This window comes from Thermodesulfatator atlanticus DSM 21156 (assembly GCF_000421585.1).
In the GTDB taxonomy this organism is placed as follows: domain Bacteria; phylum Desulfobacterota; class Thermodesulfobacteria; order Thermodesulfobacteriales; family Thermodesulfatatoraceae; genus Thermodesulfatator; species Thermodesulfatator atlanticus.
On sequence record NZ_ATXH01000029.1, the window covers coordinates 1 to 15,464 of the forward strand.

Here is a 15,464-nt window from a genome sequence, read left to right on the forward strand (position 1 = left end):
GGTTAGGAATCGAGGAGAAGCGGTGGCGCTAGTGGGATTAGATCCTGAGACCAAAGAATCAGGGAATACGAAGAAGGCGGCGCAGATAAGCAAGAAGGGGGACAAGAGGCTAAGGGGACTACTTTACATGGGAGCCCTTAGTGCGATAGCGAGCGGTAAAGGGGTATTGAGGGAATTTTACGACAGATTGGTGAAGAAAGGTAAGCCGAAAAAGGTAGCGGTGACGGCCTGTGCGCGTAAGCTCCTGTTATTTGCGTTTGCCAAGTATAAGAAAGCGATGGAGGAGTTGCAGTTGCAAATGGCTTGACAAAATCCACAGTATCTCCTGAGCGAAGCGAAGGATCCACAAATAGCCAGGCTAAGGGATTCAGCAATTGATCTCTGGATTCTTCAGTCGCTTACGCTCCTTCAGAATGACAAAGAAGAAGTGCTCCCTCAGCATGACAAAGAAGAAGCGCTCCTTCAGCATGACCGGCAAAATAGTGCTCTCGATACCAATCCCATCCAAACCTCTAGAACCTTTACAACCTCTAAAACCTTTAGCAAGCAGGTAATGGATTACTATATTTTTTTGCCAAAAAGTTTGGCCCTTACTTCTTCAAGCACGAAATAAGCACACGGCACAATGATTAACGTGATAAACGTAGCAAAAAGAACACCAAACCCAAGACTTATAGCCATAGGAATAAGGACACGAGCCTGAAGGCTCTTCTCGAAAATCATTGGGGCTAGGCCACCAAAAGTAGTAATCGTGGTGAGAAAAATCGGCCGAAAACGCTGGCAGGCAGCCTCAACAATGCTCTCTTTAACCCTGCGCCCCTCGGTGCGAAAACGGTTTATCAGGTCGGTGAGGATTAGAGAATCGTTTACCACCACCCCTGAAAGGCCTACAATTCCGAAAAAGCTAAGAATATTCAGATGGTAGCCCATTAAGAGATGCCCCCAGAAGGCACCTATAATGCCAAAGGGCACTGCAAACATGATTAGCAACGGCTGAACATAAGAACGCAGAGGAATGGCAAGCAAGGCAAAAATGAGAAGCTGGGCAAACAAAAAGGCCTTCATCACGTCCCTCATGGACTCTTGCTGCTGTCTTCCTTCGCCTTCAAAGGAATAAACAAGGGCTGGGAATTTTTCTTTAAGCTGGGGAAGGAAACTTTGCGCAAGATAGCGGCGAACTTCCGAGGCACTGGCTACTTTTTCGTCAACCTCCGCCAGCACATGCACCACGCGCCTGCCATCAAGGCGCTCAAGGGCAATGTAACTCCTTCCCCAGGAAAGGGATGCCACTTCAAAAAGCGGGATCTCACGGCCATCTGGGAGATGAATCCTCAAGTTTTCAAGGCTTGCTACCGTAGCACGCTCTTTGGCAGGGTATCTCACCAGCACCTGGACCTCGTCTTCGCCTCGCTGAATTCTCAGGGCCTCGGCTCCATAAAAAGCATGTCTCACCGCTCTTGCAATATCATCAAGAGTTATGCCAAGGGTAGCTGCCTGGGGACGCAGTTTAATCTTTATCTCTTCTTTGCCAGGTAAAAAGCTGTCTTCGATATCGTGAACCCCGGGAATTTTGCGTAATTCGTTCTTTATCTGGGCAATGACTTTGGAAAGCTGCTGTTCATCACGGAGTGAAACAGCGATGTCAATAGGTTTGCCGAGGCCAAAGAGTTCGCTCTGAAAAAGAACCCCTTCTGCCCCAGGGACGGTCCCTACCCTTTTGCGCCACTCCCGTACCAGTTCGGCACTGCTAATCCCCGGGCGTTTTTCTCCGGGGACAAGCTCAAGGGTGACCTGGGCTAAATGGGAACCTACGTTTGGTTTTCCTGCCCGGGGGCCATGACGAATCTGATGAACCCCGACCATAATCATCGAATAGTCAAGCAGACGCATGTGATATTTTTTTTCGTACTCTCGGATTACCTCAAGGCCTTTTTTCTCCACGTAGCGCGCAGCTTCAAGGCTTACTTTGGCAGGAGTGCCAGCAGGCATGGTGATGTAGCAGTTGATGTCATCTGCTTCTACCCGCGGAAAAAACGTAAACTTAATGCGCCCACCCATCCAGAGCGAAAGCATAATCACCAAAAGGGCAATGCTTGCCGCAAGAGTTACATAGCGCCACTTAAGGCTTAATTCCAGAAAACGGCGATACGGACCATTGATAAAGCGTTCAAAGCTGCGGGCCACAATGCTTATGCCTTCGGTTTTGATATGGCCTTTGGTGGCGGCGAGATGCGCAGGCAAAATAAAAAGAGACTCTATCAAAGACCCCAGCAAAACCAGGATAACCACTATCGGAATAACTTTAATAAATTTGCCCATTACCCCTGAGCCATAAAGCAGGGGCCAAAATGCAGCCATGGTGGTGAGCACTGAAAAAATAACAGGGGTGCTCACTTCTAAGGTGCCTTTAACCGCGGCTTCAAGGGGAGGCAGCCCTTTTTGGCGTAAGCGGAAAACGTTTTCCCCAACCACAATGGCATCATCAACCACAATGCCAAGCACCAGGATAAAGGCAAAGAGAGAAACCATGTTAATGGAGACATCAAAGTGGGGCAAAAGCCAAAGGGCTGTGGCAAATGAAATAGGGATGCCCAGCATTATCCAGAAGGCAAGTTTGGGGTGGAGAAAAAGCCCAAGAATTATCAAGACCAAAATCATCCCCAGGCTCAGGTTCTTGAGCAAAAGATAAAGACGGGCCTTTAACACTTCGGAACGGTCTTCAAAGAGCTTGACGTGAAGATTTCCCGGAATCCTGGCCTCAAGGTTTTGGTAATACTTATGAACCGCTTTGGAAATATCAAGGACGTTTTGATCCCCCAGGCGAAAAACCTGGACCACTACGGCTCGTTTGTCCTGAAAATAAGCGAAAAATTCCACCAGGTCGCGAAAAGAGTCTTTAATAACCGCAATGTCTCCCAGGGTAAGGAGCGCACCCTCTGGGGTGCCAATAACCGGTATGTCTAAAAATTCTCTCCCATAGTAACGCTTGCCCTTGGCACGCAAAAGAATCTCCCGGGTGGGTTCCTGGATACGGCCTGCGGGCAAATCAAGACTTTCGCGCTGGACAATGCGGGCGATATCAGCAAGGCTTAAGCCGTATTTGCGCAAGGTTTCCTCTGGAACTTCGATATGAATTTCTTCAGGACGCACGGCGAAGTAAGAAACCTCGGTAACCTGCGGCAAAGTAAGAAGTTCTTGTTTAATCTGTTCTGCCCAGGCCTTAAGGGTTTTTTCAGGGACGTCTCCGTAAACCGCAATACTTATCACGGGAAAAAGGCGCGAAACACGCCTGACAATGGGACGCTCTGCTTCTTCAGGCAGGGTGGTGAGCCCATCTACTTCGACTTTGATGTCATCGTAAAGCTTATTTATATCCCAGCCACGGGTGGCTTCTACCGTGATGGTGCCCCGGCCTTCAAGGGCCTTGGAATATATGCGCTCAATACCAGGCAGCCCCGCGATGCGCTCTTCAATGGGGCGGATCACCCCTTCTTCTACTTCTTCTGGTGCGGCACCACGGTAATCAACGGTTATCTGCACCGCATCAAGGGTAATGTCAGGGAAAACCTCCACTTTGATGGCAAAGGCGCTATAAAGGCCTGCTGCCAGCAAAAAAAGCATAAGAAGATTGGCTGCTACGTGATTTTCAGCAAACCAGGCAATCAGATTTTTCATGGCTTAACACGCACTTTCATACCGGATACCGGGGCTGAAAGCCTTGTAAGGAGAAGGAGATCCCCAGGCTCAAGGCCCTCTTTTATGATGGCATTATCCCCTTGAAAGAGAAAAACCTTTACGGTCTTGCGCTTGAGCACCCCGTCTTTTACCAACCAGAGATACCAGTTGCCCTCTTCAAAATAGAGAGCCTCCCGCGGTACCAAAAAGACGTTTTTTAAGAGATGACCTTTTATTTCGACTTTCACGAAAAGCCCTGGAAGCAAAGGGGGCTTTTGGGATAAGGGCCTTTTTACCCGCACAAAAACGTTGATAAGGCGCGTTTTTTCGTCTGCTTGAGCCGCAGTACGAACCACCTGGCCGGGATACACTTTTTCTTCGCCAATGTTAAGCCACACCTTGACCAAAGACCCTTTCTTGGCGTTAAAACCGGGGATATCAAAAAAAGAAAGCCTTTCCACCTCAAGTGGCACTGCTATTTCCACAGCGTGGGTATCATAAACTTTGGCAAGCACCGCTCCCTTGGCCACAAATTGCCCAAGCTCAAGGTGGCTTTCTACCACGATCCCATCAAACGGGGCCTTGATAACCGTACGCGCAAGGTCAAGCTTGGCCTTGGCTACTTTGGCCTCTGCTGCGGCAATCCGGGCCTTGGCTGCTGCAAGCTGAGGTTCTTTGGCTACCAAGGGCGGTGGTGGCTCTTTGTGCCCCAGGACGTTTCGCCATTCTTCTTTTGCGGCAATGGCCTGGGCCTTTATCTCTTCAAAGGCCCTTTTGGCCTCTTCAAGCTCAGCCTCTGCGAGATAAAGGGCAGTTTCATAATCCCGCTTATCGAGCCGCACAAGGACTTCTCCACGCTTAAAAGTCCCTCCTGGGATTAATTTTGGCGAAAGGTAAACCACCCTTCCGGAAACTTCAGGGACAATGTTTCCCACCCTCAGGGCCTTTACCGTGCCATAGCCGTTGACAACCAAACGATAATTTTCAGGAGCTAATTTTTTAACTTTTACCAGGGGGATAACCGGCTTTGGTTTGCGCTTGGGAAGCTTGGGCTTGGTATGGACAATGTAGTACGAAACCAACGCCCCAAAGCAAAGGACCATGGCGACCAAAAGCATCTGGATAAAAGTTCTTTTTTTCATGAGCCGTCCTCTTGTGAAAAGCCACCACCAAGGGCGCGGTACAGGGAAATACGTGCCTGCATAAGGCTGTTTTCAGCAGCTAGTTTTTGGCGTTTTTGCTCAAGACAAAAGTTCTTGGCTTTTAAGTAATCAAGGGAAGAGGCCGTGCCAAGAAGGTAGCGGGCCTTTCTGATAGAGGCCTCCTTACAGGCGGCTTTTTCTTGCCTGCTCACCAGGGCAAGACGCTTGCGCCAGGAATTTTCAAGCATAAGAGCGTTTTCCACCTCATAAAAGGCCTGAAGTATCGTCTGGGCGTATCTGGCTTCTTGGAGGCGAAAACGCGCATAAGCCTCTTTGACTCTGGCCTTACGAGCACCGGCATCAAAAATTGGTTGCGTCAATGTGGCGGCAAGTTGCCACAGGCGGTTTTCTGATCTTAAAAGCGTGGCCAACGCATTTGAAATGCGACCTTCTTTAGCAGTTAAGGTAATACTTGGGAAGAGATCCGCCTTTTTAGCCGCTACCTCTTCGCCTGCCGCCAAAAGGGCCTCTTTAGCTGCCCTAATGTCTGGCCTTCTTTTGAGCAGATCAGCAGGAAGCCCAGGCTTAGGAGCCGGAAGCTCAAGCATACAAATCTCAGAAGACACTGCAGTAGGGCGGGGATAGCGACCTAAAAGCAGGGCTATCTCCTGGCGCAAAGAAAGCCCCCTGGCTTCAAGGTTTTCTTTCTCTAGTTCGAGGCCTGCTAAAAGGCGTTCTTCCTGTTCAAGTAAAGAGGCATCGACCAGGCCCAATTGATAACGCTCACGCAAAAGATTGAGATAACGTTTTTGGGTGGCAAGCTGCTCGGCAAGGACTTCCTTTTCACAGGCAAGGTAAGAAGCCGCCACGTATTTGCTAACAAGCTCTGCCACAAGACTCTGGGCCAGCGCCTTTAGGTTTTCCTCATTGGCAAGAAGCTTATACGCTGCAGCACGCTTGGCGTGGCTGAATTTTTGCCAGATATCAAGTTCGTAAGAGGTAAAAAGACTTGCGGAAAAACTGCCAGAGATGAAAGAAGGCCCGTATGGGGAATACGCCCTTTCGCGGTTAGCACCAAAGGAAAAATTAAGTTTAGGGAAACGATACGCCCTTGCTTCTTTTAAAAAGGCCGCGGATTCCCTTACCCTTTCCGCAGCTTCACGCAAGCTCAAGTTTGAAGAAAGAAGTTCTGCCACAAGCTCGTTTAGCTTTTCGTCGCGGAAATTCTCCCACCAACGATCAACAAAAGGAGCTTTTTCTTTTGAAGCGGCAAAATAATAAGATTTTGGAAGGGGGATAGACGGCGAGGGCTTAGGTGGCTTTGGAGCACAACCTGTTAGCAAACAAAATATCAGGAGCAAAAAAAACGTTTTTTTCACCAACACGCCTCGCTTAAATTTGTCTCATTATATTTAAGCGAGACAAGAAAAAAAGGGGGGCCTGGCCCCCTTTTTTTCTTAACAACCTTCAATCATCTTGCGTTTCTTTTTAGGCTTTATGTGGCACTCGCGGCATTTAGTGGGCACCTTTTTGCCGGATTTTTTAACTTCTTTGTGACAGGTAAGACAATTTTTGTGAAATAGTTTCTTGTATTGTTTGCGGTTCAGGTCTCCGTGGCAGGTTTTACACTGGAAGGGATTTTTGCCCTCAGCCATTAAAGCCTTGGCCTTGTCAAGGGTCATGGGTACTGGTTGCATTTTTCCGTTGACTTTGACCTTTTTTTCGTGATGGCAGGTGCCACAAGAATTTCCGGCATCAAGAAAGTGTTTGGCATGGGGAAAGGTAGCTTTGCCCATTTTTACTTTGTATTCTTTGACCACAGGCACTTTAAACTCTTTGACTTCTTTTGCGGTATCTTGTGCCAAGGCCGTGGTGGTAAAGGCCATTACCAAAAGCCCCGTGAAAACACTCCCGATCTTTTTAAACATTGGCCTTCCTCCTTTTTTGTTTTTAGATGGGCTTTCTTTCCCTCGCGGTGACGGAGGGGGAGATCACCGCGAGGGCGAAGCCCGGGGCAGGAACTAAATTCTTTTGTTTTATAAGAAAAGCAAGCTTTGTGCCAAAAACTTCGAAAGAAAAATAAGGGTTTTGGCCTCTGTGTAACGACAAAAATGCCGCCCCGCAGACAATTTTGCTTGTTGGGAATATTGAATGTGGGTGGCGGAGGGGGTGGGATTCGAACCCACGGTGCCCCTTTTGGGGGCACACTCGCTTAGCAGGCGAGCACCTTCGGCCTCTCGGTCACCCCTCCGAGGGATATCAACAAAATTAACTAAAGATTTGTTATTTGACAAGCGGAGGGGGAGGGATTCGAACCCCCGGAGGGCACTAGGCCCTCAGCGGCTTTCAAGGCCGCCCCCTTCGGCCGCTCGGGCACCCCTCCTTGTCTTGTTCTCAATTAACTATTAAACAAGATTTAGAAAAAAACAAGAAGGGGGGACATATGACTGCTGAAGAACTTTACGAAGAAGGAGCCTTCTTGCTCTTTAAACAACAATTCGACGAAGCCCTTGAATTTTTAAACAAGGCCCTTGAGCTTGAACCCAAGATGGTGAAAGCCCTTCACGCGCGAGCTGCTATTTATCTTCGTTTCGATAGACTTGATGAAGCTGAAAAAGATCTTCTCCTTGCCCTTGAACAAGAACCTGAAAATCCACGCCTTCATTTTCGTCTTGGCCAGGTCTATTATCGTAAAAAAGAACTTGAAAAGGCTCTTGAGTCTTTTAATAACGCCATAAATCTTGAGCCTCTTTACGCCGCTGCCTTTATGGCCCGCAGCCAGGTTTACCGTGACATGGGAGAAGAAGAATTGGCAGACATTGACCTTGACAAAGCAGTATCGGTTCAACGGGCCACAGCTCAGGCCAAAAAAATCGTTGATTTTTAAACCGGAGTTTTTTGTGCTAAAAAAGTTGCAGGCTATTTGGCAAGAGTTAAAACGTCCGGTGGAGCTTTCTTTTATTTTTGCCTTAGCTCTTTGTGCCTACGTTTTTCTTTTTATGCTCTCAAAGGTCGATGCGTTCTTGACCCTTAACTGCCTTTACCAGAACGAATGCATAGAGCTAAACCCTATTGTCGACTGGAGTATCAAAATTTCTCCGGTTTTCTTTTTGCTTTTTAAAAGCGCACTTGTGGGCACTTTTGGTGGGATTCTTTTTTTGCTCTGTGTGGTAAAAAAATCAAAAAGCGCCTTTTGGGCCCTGGCCTTGCTTTTGCTTTTTTATCTGGCCATAGTGTTTTATCATCTTATGGCCGTTTAAAGGAGGTTTTATGGTACGCATTGTCAATAACAAAAATGACTTGCCAACCCTTGATTCTCTTATTTCCGACATTATCGAAAAAAATCAGGGAAAAATCGGCATGATACTTACCCATACTGGGGTGGTGCGGGCTTTTACCCGCAAGGGTGAAAAAACAAAAGGGGTAAAAGTCACCGTTAACAAAGAAAAACTAGAACAAATCATCGAAAATGCCAAATGTTTGCCCGGGATTTCAGACGTCCGGGTGGTTATCAGGCAAGGGGAGCTTTCGGTAGGCGATATTCTTATGCTTTTGATAGTGGCCGGAGATTTTCGCGAAAACGTCTTCAACGCCCTAAAAGACACCCTTGATCAAATAAAGACCTACGTGACCTCCAAACAAGAGCTGGCAAAGGAATAATGGCAAAAAAAACTAAAAAGCCTTCTAAGATTATTCTCGTTAATGCTGACCAGCCAGAAGAAATTCGCGTGGCCCTGGTAGAAGATGGTCGCCTGGAAGCCTTTGATATTGAAACCATCGTCCGCGAGCATACCAAGGGAAACATTTACAAAGGCCGCATTGTCAATATCGAACCAAGTCTTCAGGCTGTGTTTGTCGATATTGGCCTTGGTCGCAATGGGTATTTACCCTTCAAAGAAGTGCACCCCGAGTACTATGGTTATGCCGAAGCGGTAACAGCAAGTGGCCGCTCTCGCCTTCCCGAGCTTCTGGAGATAGGGCAAGAACTACTCGTCCAGGTGGTGAAAGAAGAAACCCCCACCAAAGGGGCCAGTCTTACCACGTACCTTTCCCTTCCTGGCCGCTACGTAGTGCTCATGCCCGGCAATCCCACCCAGGGGGTTTCCAAAAAAGTTGAAGACGAAGACAAACGCAAAAGGCTAAAAGACATTTTGTTGAGCATGAAACTTCCTGAGGGTGTAGGGGTGGTCATGCGCACCGCTGCTCAAGATGCGGCTAAAAAGAACATCTTGGCAGATTTTCGCTATCTCCTGCGTCTTTGGCGGGACATCAAGACCAAAGCCGCCCAACTAAGCGCCCCTGCCCTTCTTTACCGCGACCAGGACGTCATCGTGCGCTTTTTGCGGGAACATCTTTCTTCTGACGTGAAAGAAATCCTGGTGGACACCAAAGAAGCCCTGGAAAAAGTAAAAAACTTTCTCAAGTTAGTGGCCCCGCGTCAGGTACGCCTTGCCAAGCTATTTTCCAAAGAAAAACCAATATTTTCCCTATTTAACCTGGAAGAACAGATCGAAAACGTGTTCAAACCTGTGGTGCCACTTCCCTCTGGTGGAACCCTTTACATTGAACCCACCGAGGCCCTGGTGGCCATTGACGTTAACTCTGGTAAATGCATCCGCGAAAAGGACCTTGAAGAAACCTCCTTTCGCACCAACCTTGAGGCCGCAGAAGAAATCGCAAGACAACTACGTTTGCGCGACCTGGGCGGCTTGATTGTCATCGACTTCATCACCATGAAACAGGCTAAACACCGCAACCAGGTTGAAAAACACCTGCGTGAAGCCCTAAGAAAAGACCGTGCAAAAATCACCATGACCAAGTTCAGCAAGTTAGGACTAATTGAAATAGCACGCCAAAAGCTTCAGGCTCCTTTGCAATGGGGAAGCTACCGGCCTTGTCCTACCTGCCGCGGGGCAGGGCAAATCCGCACGGTGGAAGTGCTTGCTACTGCTATTTTGCGTCGCATGAAAAACCGCTTGGCGGAAAGAGACGTAAAAACCCTAAAAGTCAAAGCACATCCTGAATTGGCTACTTATCTTCTGAACCAGAAAAGACGCGAGCTCTTTGCCTTTGAAGAACATTATCAGGCCGCGGTAATAATAGAACCCGATCTAAGTCTTCCCCCTGAAGAAACTATCTTTGAAGAAGAAAAAAGGCCAACCTCAGAAATTAAACCCAAAGACTCTCTTTCAACGATAAAAGAAAGTAAGACGGGAACAAAAGACCCGGGAAAAGACACCAAAAAGAAACGCAACAGCCGAACCAAACCCAAGAATGAAGAAAAAAGCAGTAGCCCTTAAATACGAACCTGCCAAAGATAAGGCCCCAAAAGTAGTTGCTAAAGGGGAAGGGCTTCTTGCAGAAAAAATTATCGAACTTGCCAAAGACCACGGTATCCCTATCAAGGAAGACCAGGAGTTAATCGAGGCTTTGATGAAAATAGAACTTGAACGCGAGATCCCGCCAGAACTTTACGAGGCCGTGGCCATTGTCTTGGCCTGGGCCTTACGCCTTAACCAGGAGAGTTAGCAAGCAGGTTCTCTTTGAGATTTTGATAGCGATGATAACCCTCGGTGATAATGGCAAAAAGGTCGCGATCCTTTATGCCAGCCACCTTCAGAAGCTTAGGCGGCACCCGATAAGAAAGACCATCTGCCCCCATGCCTATGCCCAGGAGGTTGGTGAGCATATTGGAAAGGGCCACGATAGCCGCAGTCTGGTTTTGCACCATCCAGTCTTCATCATGGTGAGCGCGCACAGCGAAGATAGTCTCCTGAGGGAAGCCCCAACGCCTTAAAAGCTCTGCTCCCACCACGGCATGGTCCGTACCAAGGACCATGATCTCGGCTTCCATAAAGGTAAGGCCTTCATCTTTTACGAGATCTCTTATGACCTCGAGTTCGCCTCCCACAAAAAGATCAAGCACCAGTTTGCCAATATCGTGAAGAAGCGCAGCGGTGAAGATGTAGTCCTGATGTTTGGCCTTGACTTTTTCAGCGATAAGCTCTGCAAAAACACCGCTTCCCAGGGAATGAAGCCAGACCTCATAGGGAGAGAGCCCGTAACCGTGCAAAGTGCGTTTGAGATATTGACCAGCACAAGCTGCCACCAAAAAAAAGCGAATCTGGTTAATGCCAAGTAAAGCAAAGGCCTGGGTCAAAGACTCAACCTTGCGCCGCAGGCCAATGTAAGCGGAATTTATTAGACGTAGGAAATTTGCCGTAATGGTGGCGTCGTAACGGATGACCTTGGCAAGGTCCTGAAAATTTACGTCTTCGTTTTCGAGCATTTTAAGCGCTCTAAGGGCTGTTTCCGGAAAATTGGGAACAGTATTCAATTCTTCAAAGATATGTTCAAGAACCTTTACCACTTTTCTTCCTCTTCTCCCGATATTTTAAAAATTATTTCGTCACTTACGGGATTTATTATTAAACGGCAGGGAAAAGGCCGCCCGCATTTCTCTTTTGCAAGCTTTAGCTTACGGTCTTTCAAAAGTTTGCGAATCATAGAAGCGTTAAGGCCACCAAGATCAAAAATAGTAGGTGCTTCTAAAAAGCGCGCACCACCAACGCTATAAAATTCGGTGCGCTCAAGAACTGCACCCTGGGTCTCTAGCTCCGCTAAAAACTCGTCTATGCCTTCGTTGGCAAAAAAAGCATCAGGCGTGTTAGGCACCCGGTGCGGAAGTATTTTAAGCGCTGGCAAAACAAACACCCACAGACCATAGACCTCTGCCTCACGATCTCGAGCCGCTAAAGCTACACATGAGCCAAGAGTCTCGGTCTCAAGGGTTTCTCCGCCCTTTTTTACCACCTGGAAGCGTCCCTTTTCGACAATCACTTTTTCCCCTCTTCTTTAGGGTTGCTTTTGTTTATATCGGAACGCTTCCAGAAAACCTAAACATTTATCCTTGCTCAATGCGCAAAAGTTTAGTTGGGGCGGTTACAATATCTAACTGGTCTATCATCGAAAGGGCCTTGCGCACTGAAGACTCCTTGGCTTCGTGGGTAAGCATTACAATGGGTACAGAGCCGCCTTTTTCTCTCCCTTTCTGAATCACCGTCTCAATACTTATCTGGTGTCCACCAAGGATACCTGCAATCTTTGAAAGGACTCCAGGCCTATCCACCACAGAGAAGCGAAAATAATAGCGACAAATAACTTCTTCCATAGGTTTTATAGGTAGTTTGGCAAGATCTGCCAGTTGAAACGAAAGAGGCGGCACCCGACAGGCGCTATCAGCAAGGACGTTTCTGGCTAGATCGATGATGTCGCTTACCACGGCACTTCCCGTGGGCATCTGCCCTGCCCCTAAGCCGTAAAGTAAAATATCTTCCACCGCATCGCCTCGAATATAAAAAGCGTTGTACGCCATACGCACCGACGCAAGCACGTGATTTTTATTAACCAAAGCGGGATGCACCCTTACCTCAAGACCTTCTTTGGTGTCTTTGCAAATGGCAAGGAGCTTGGTCACAAAACCAAGTTCCTGTGCAAAGGTTATGTCAAGGGGCTCAACATCCCTTATGCCTTCCACGTAAATATCCTCAAGGCAGACGTTTGTCCCGTGAGCGAGAGTCGTGAGGAGTGCCAGTTTATGGGCCGCATCAATGCCGTCAACGTCAAGGCTCGGGTCTGCCTCGGCAAAACCTGCTTCCTGAGCCTTGGTAAGAGCCTCTTCAAAAGAGAGGCCTTCTTCGGTCATACGGGTCAAGATGTAGTTGCAAGTTCCATTTACAATGCCCGCAAGCGATAGGATGCGGTTTCCCGCAAGGCTTTCTTTAAGGGTCTTGATAATGGGGACCCCTCCGCCTACCGCGGCTTCAAAGGCAATATCCACCCCGTTTTCTTTGGCTGCAGCAAAAAGCTCCTGGCCATATTCTGCTAAAACGGCTTTGTTGGCAGTAACCACGTGCTTTTTGGCAGAAATAGCCTTCAAAATAAAAGTGCGGGCAGGCTCAAGCCCGCCGATGAGCTCTACAACGATTTTAATCTCAGGGTCGCGAAAAATGCTTTCTACATCTGTGGTAAGAAGAGTGTCAGGCACTTCCACCAGGCGTGGAAGAGAAGGATTACGCACTGCGATTTTTTTCACCACAATAGGGCAGCCCAGGCGCTTTTTTATTAGCTTCTGGTTTTCAAAAAGGATTTTTACCGTGCCTGAACCAACAGTTCCCAGCCCGATTATGCCGATTTGAATACTCATGTGAGCCTCCTAAGCAACTTCTGAAAGTTTGAGTCTTTCCTGCCATCTTTCTAACAAGATTTCTTTAAGAAGGGGATAATTTTTTAAAGTTGGGTCTTCCTCAATAAGGGCAAAGGCTTCTTCACGCGCGGCGTGAAGCATATCGTAGTCCCTTATTACATCTGCTTGTCTCAAGCTAAAATAACCAGACTGCCTGGTGCCGAGGAGTTCCCCTGGCCCGCGGATCTTCATGTCTTCTTCGGCAATGCGAAAACCATCGGTAGTCTCACAAAGGATTTTCAGCCTGCGAAAGGCTTCACTTCCTGGCTTAAGGCTACGGGCCACCAAAAGACAATAAGACTTACGTGAGCTTCGCCCCACCCGGCCACGTAACTGGTGGAGCTGAGAAAGACCAAAACGTTCTGCATGCTCAATGACCATAACCGTAGCTTGAGGCACATCTACCCCCACTTCAATCACCGTGGTTGAGACAAGGATCTGCACCCTACCCTCTTTAAAATCCGCCATGGCCTTTTCTTTTTCCGCAGGTTTCATCTTCCCGTGCAAAAGCCCTACTTGATACCCTGGGAAGACTTCTTTTTGCAAATAATCGGCCATGGTGGTGGCGGCTAAAAGGTCCATTTTTTCTGATTCTTCAACCAGCGGGAAAACCACATATGCCTGATGCCCTTTGGCAAGCTCCTTGCGCACGATTTCGTAAGCCTTCTGGCTGTTTTTTTCTGTGAAAAGAAGCGTTTCAATGGGGACTCTGCCGGCGGGGAGTTCATCAATGATGGAAACATCAAGATCTCCATAGACCGTCATGGCCAGGGTGCGTGGAATGGGAGTTGCGGTCATCACCAGGGTATCTGGCTCAACACCTTCGGCTTTTTCCCGAAGCGCCGCACGTTGAAGCACCCCGAAACGATGCTGCTCATCAACAATTACCAGGCCAAGTTTTTTGAAAGAAACGGTCTCCTGGAACAAGGCGTGGGTCCCCACAACGAAATTGATATGGCCTTCTGCTAAGCCTTGCTGAACAAGTTTTTTTTCCCGGGGGGTTTTTCCGCCGGTAAGAAGCGCTATCTCTACGCCTATCAGGCCAGCGTATTTCTTAAATCCCAAAAAGTGCTGTTCTGCCAGTATCTCTGTAGGCGCCATAAGGGCCACCTGGTAGCCATTTTCAATGGCAATGAGCGCTGCCAAAAAAGCCACCACGGTCTTGCCACAGCCAACGTCTCCCTGAAGAAGTCTGTTCATGGGGTAAAGTCTTGCCATATCGCGCTTTATCTCTGCGAAAACGCGCTTTTGGGCGCCTGTGAGTTCAAAAGGCAAATTCTTCAAAAACTTTTCCACCCGCAAGGACTTTGTGTCAAAAGAAATACCAGGGGCACGTGCAATCTTTGACTTGCGAAGGGCAAGGGCTAGCTCCAGATAAAAAAACTCGTCAAAAGCAAGGCTTTTATGATAAACGCTTCTTTTTTCGCACAATGCCGCAGGATCATCATGAGGCTCTGGGAAATGGATTCCCCGCAAGGCCAAAGGAAGGGGAAGAAGCCCCCTTTTTTTAAGTATTTTAGCAGGGATAGTACTTATCGCCTTGCCAGCGTATTCTTCCACAGCATTGGCCACAACTTTTCTAATGAGCTTTTGAGAAACCCCTTCTACTGACGGATAAATCGGAAGAAGCCTTCCCACGTGAAGGCCAATCTTTTCGTCCTCTGGAAAGTCAACTTCAGGGTGAACTATTTCCTTACGTCCAGAAAAAGAAGAAACCTCTCCTGCAAGAATCACTTTACGCCCAGGAGGAAAGGTTTCTCTTTGTCTTCTTTCGTTAAAATGAAACCACTTGGCCGCAAGAAGGCCCGTGCCGTCTGAAATAACTATTTCAAAAACTTTGCGGCGCCTGAATTTGACTGTTCCAGAAAGAACGACTTCGCCCTCTACCACCGCATGTTCCCCAACACGCAAAGAACCTATTTGGCGCAGCCTACGACGATCTTCATAGGATTTTGGCAGAAAAAAAAGAAGATCTTCTACGGTTTTGATCTCACGCTGGGCAAATTTTTTAGCAAGCTTAGGCCCCACGCCTTTTAAATACTGGACGGACTTGCTGAGTTCCTTGCGATAGGAACGGTAAGTTTCTATAGAGAGGTTAACATCTTCAAAGTCGGGAAGTTCTGGAGGCGAAGAGTGCGTCTTTGCGCTTTCAAGAACAGCAATGAGTTTTTGAACGCGTTCTTTTTTTTGGGTGGAGCTAAGGGCATCTAGCCCCTCAATAAGCTTTTCTATCTCGCTGGCAAGCTCTTCAGGGAAGACTTCTTTGATTTCAAGATAGGCTTCTTTTAAGGTTTTTTCTAGTTGTTTTACCCGGTTTAGATTGGCAAAATCCTTGCGGCTAACAAAACGAAGGGGCCGAAGAAGCGGCCCCAGTCTTTCCTCGACATCTTTGCCAGACATAA

The 15,464-nt window shown here is 47.9% G+C and carries 14 protein-coding genes and 2 tRNA genes; 6 read left to right on the forward strand and 10 right to left on the reverse strand.

Translation table 11 applies throughout. From position 1 onward, the window contains the following. A partial coding sequence (locus H528_RS13510; RefSeq protein ID WP_157608232.1) for a transposase occupies positions 1-307 on the forward strand: 307 nt, incomplete at its 5' end. A 254-nt stretch (positions 308-561) separates the two neighbouring features. Here the strand turns inward: H528_RS13510 and H528_RS0110185 are convergent. The 6 genes from H528_RS0110185 to H528_RS0110215 form a co-directional block, all read right to left on the reverse strand. After that, positions 562-3,675, reverse strand: a complete 3,114-nt coding sequence (locus H528_RS0110185) for an efflux RND transporter permease subunit (RefSeq protein ID WP_022854211.1) — start codon at positions 3,673-3,675, stop codon at positions 562-564. Beyond that, positions 3,672-4,817 carry an efflux RND transporter periplasmic adaptor subunit gene (locus H528_RS0110190; protein ID WP_022854212.1) on the reverse strand — a complete coding sequence of 382 codons (1,146 nt, stop codon included), beginning with the start codon at positions 4,815-4,817 and terminating at the stop codon, positions 3,672-3,674. Before H528_RS0110190 ends, H528_RS0110185 begins: the two co-directional genes overlap by 4 nt. After that, positions 4,814-6,196: an efflux transporter outer membrane subunit gene (locus H528_RS0110195; protein ID WP_022854213.1), complete on the reverse strand. Its 1,383-nt coding sequence runs from the start codon at positions 6,194-6,196 to the stop codon at positions 4,814-4,816. Before H528_RS0110195 ends, H528_RS0110190 begins: the two co-directional genes overlap by 4 nt. A 78-nt stretch (positions 6,197-6,274) precedes the next feature. After that, positions 6,275-6,745: a cytochrome c3 family protein gene (locus tag H528_RS0110200; protein ID WP_022854214.1), complete on the reverse strand. Its 471-nt coding sequence runs from the start codon at positions 6,743-6,745 to the stop codon at positions 6,275-6,277. Between the two features lie 230 nt (positions 6,746-6,975). Next, positions 6,976-7,068 (reverse strand) — tRNA-Ser (locus tag H528_RS0110210). Positions 7,069-7,112: 44 nt separating this feature from the next. Further along, positions 7,113-7,200 (reverse strand) — tRNA-Ser (locus tag H528_RS0110215). A 60-nt stretch (positions 7,201-7,260) separates the two neighbouring features. Here H528_RS0110215 and H528_RS0110220 point away from each other — a divergent pair. From H528_RS0110220 to H528_RS0110240, 5 genes are read left to right on the forward strand one after another with little or no spacing between them, the layout of a single operon-like run. Then, positions 7,261-7,704: a tetratricopeptide repeat protein gene (locus H528_RS0110220; RefSeq protein WP_022854216.1), complete on the forward strand. Its 444-nt coding sequence runs from the start codon at positions 7,261-7,263 to the stop codon at positions 7,702-7,704. A 13-nt stretch (positions 7,705-7,717) separates the two neighbouring features. Beyond that, positions 7,718-8,077 (forward strand): DUF5658 family protein, encoded by a 360-nt coding sequence (locus H528_RS0110225; RefSeq protein WP_157608235.1) that lies wholly within the window; start codon positions 7,718-7,720, stop codon positions 8,075-8,077. A 10-nt stretch (positions 8,078-8,087) separates the two neighbouring features. Next, on the forward strand, positions 8,088-8,477 hold the full coding sequence (locus tag H528_RS0110230; protein WP_022854218.1) for a molybdenum cofactor biosynthesis protein MoaE: 390 nt from the start codon (positions 8,088-8,090) through the stop codon (positions 8,475-8,477). Next, complete coding sequence (locus tag H528_RS13515; RefSeq protein ID WP_022854219.1) at positions 8,477-10,117, forward strand: Rne/Rng family ribonuclease; 1,641 nt, start codon at positions 8,477-8,479, stop codon at positions 10,115-10,117. The genes H528_RS0110230 and H528_RS13515 overlap by 1 nt, the downstream gene beginning before the upstream one ends. Then, positions 10,092-10,346 (forward strand): EscU/YscU/HrcU family type III secretion system export apparatus switch protein, encoded by a 255-nt coding sequence (locus H528_RS0110240; RefSeq protein ID WP_022854220.1) that lies wholly within the window; start codon positions 10,092-10,094, stop codon positions 10,344-10,346. The genes H528_RS13515 and H528_RS0110240 overlap by 26 nt, the downstream gene beginning before the upstream one ends. Here the strand turns inward: H528_RS0110240 and H528_RS13520 are convergent. The 4 genes from H528_RS13520 to recG all read right to left on the reverse strand — a co-directional run bounded on the left by H528_RS13520 (position 10,330) and on the right by recG (position 15,462). Continuing rightward, positions 10,330-11,187 carry an HDOD domain-containing protein gene (locus tag H528_RS13520; protein ID WP_022854221.1) on the reverse strand — a complete coding sequence of 286 codons (858 nt, stop codon included), beginning with the start codon at positions 11,185-11,187 and terminating at the stop codon, positions 10,330-10,332. The genes H528_RS0110240 and H528_RS13520 overlap by 17 nt on opposite strands. Beyond that, positions 11,181-11,657, reverse strand: coding sequence for a hypothetical protein (locus H528_RS0110250; RefSeq protein ID WP_022854222.1), 477 nt, complete (start codon positions 11,655-11,657; stop codon positions 11,181-11,183). Before H528_RS0110250 ends, H528_RS13520 begins: the two co-directional genes overlap by 7 nt. A 64-nt stretch (positions 11,658-11,721) precedes the next feature. Next, positions 11,722-13,023 carry a homoserine dehydrogenase gene (locus H528_RS0110255; RefSeq protein ID WP_022854223.1) on the reverse strand — a complete coding sequence of 434 codons (1,302 nt, stop codon included), beginning with the start codon at positions 13,021-13,023 and terminating at the stop codon, positions 11,722-11,724. 9 nt (positions 13,024-13,032) lie between these two features. Further along, entirely contained in the window at positions 13,033-15,462 is a 2,430-nt protein-coding gene (recG, locus tag H528_RS0110260; RefSeq protein WP_022854224.1) for an ATP-dependent DNA helicase RecG, read from the reverse strand. Between the last annotated feature and the right edge of the window lie 2 nt (positions 15,463-15,464).

Coding starts and splice junctions, on each gene's coding strand:
- H528_RS0110220 (WP_022854216.1), top strand. CDS start 7,261: ATGACTGCTGAAGAACTTTACGAAGAAGGAGCCTTCTTGCTCTTTAAA.
- recG (WP_022854224.1), bottom strand. CDS start 15,462: ATGTCTGGCAAAGATGTCGAGGAAAGACTGGGGCCGCTTCTTCGGCCC.
- H528_RS0110185 (WP_022854211.1), bottom strand. CDS start 3,675: ATGAAAAATCTGATTGCCTGGTTTGCTGAAAATCACGTAGCAGCCAAT.
- H528_RS0110255 (WP_022854223.1), bottom strand. CDS start 13,023: ATGAGTATTCAAATCGGCATAATCGGGCTGGGAACTGTTGGTTCAGGC.
- H528_RS0110240 (WP_022854220.1), top strand. CDS start 10,092: ATGAAGAAAAAAGCAGTAGCCCTTAAATACGAACCTGCCAAAGATAAG.
- H528_RS13515 (WP_022854219.1), top strand. CDS start 8,477: ATGGCAAAAAAAACTAAAAAGCCTTCTAAGATTATTCTCGTTAATGCT.
- H528_RS0110200 (WP_022854214.1), bottom strand. CDS start 6,745: ATGTTTAAAAAGATCGGGAGTGTTTTCACGGGGCTTTTGGTAATGGCC.
- H528_RS0110230 (WP_022854218.1), top strand. CDS start 8,088: ATGGTACGCATTGTCAATAACAAAAATGACTTGCCAACCCTTGATTCT.
- H528_RS0110190 (WP_022854212.1), bottom strand. CDS start 4,817: ATGAAAAAAAGAACTTTTATCCAGATGCTTTTGGTCGCCATGGTCCTT.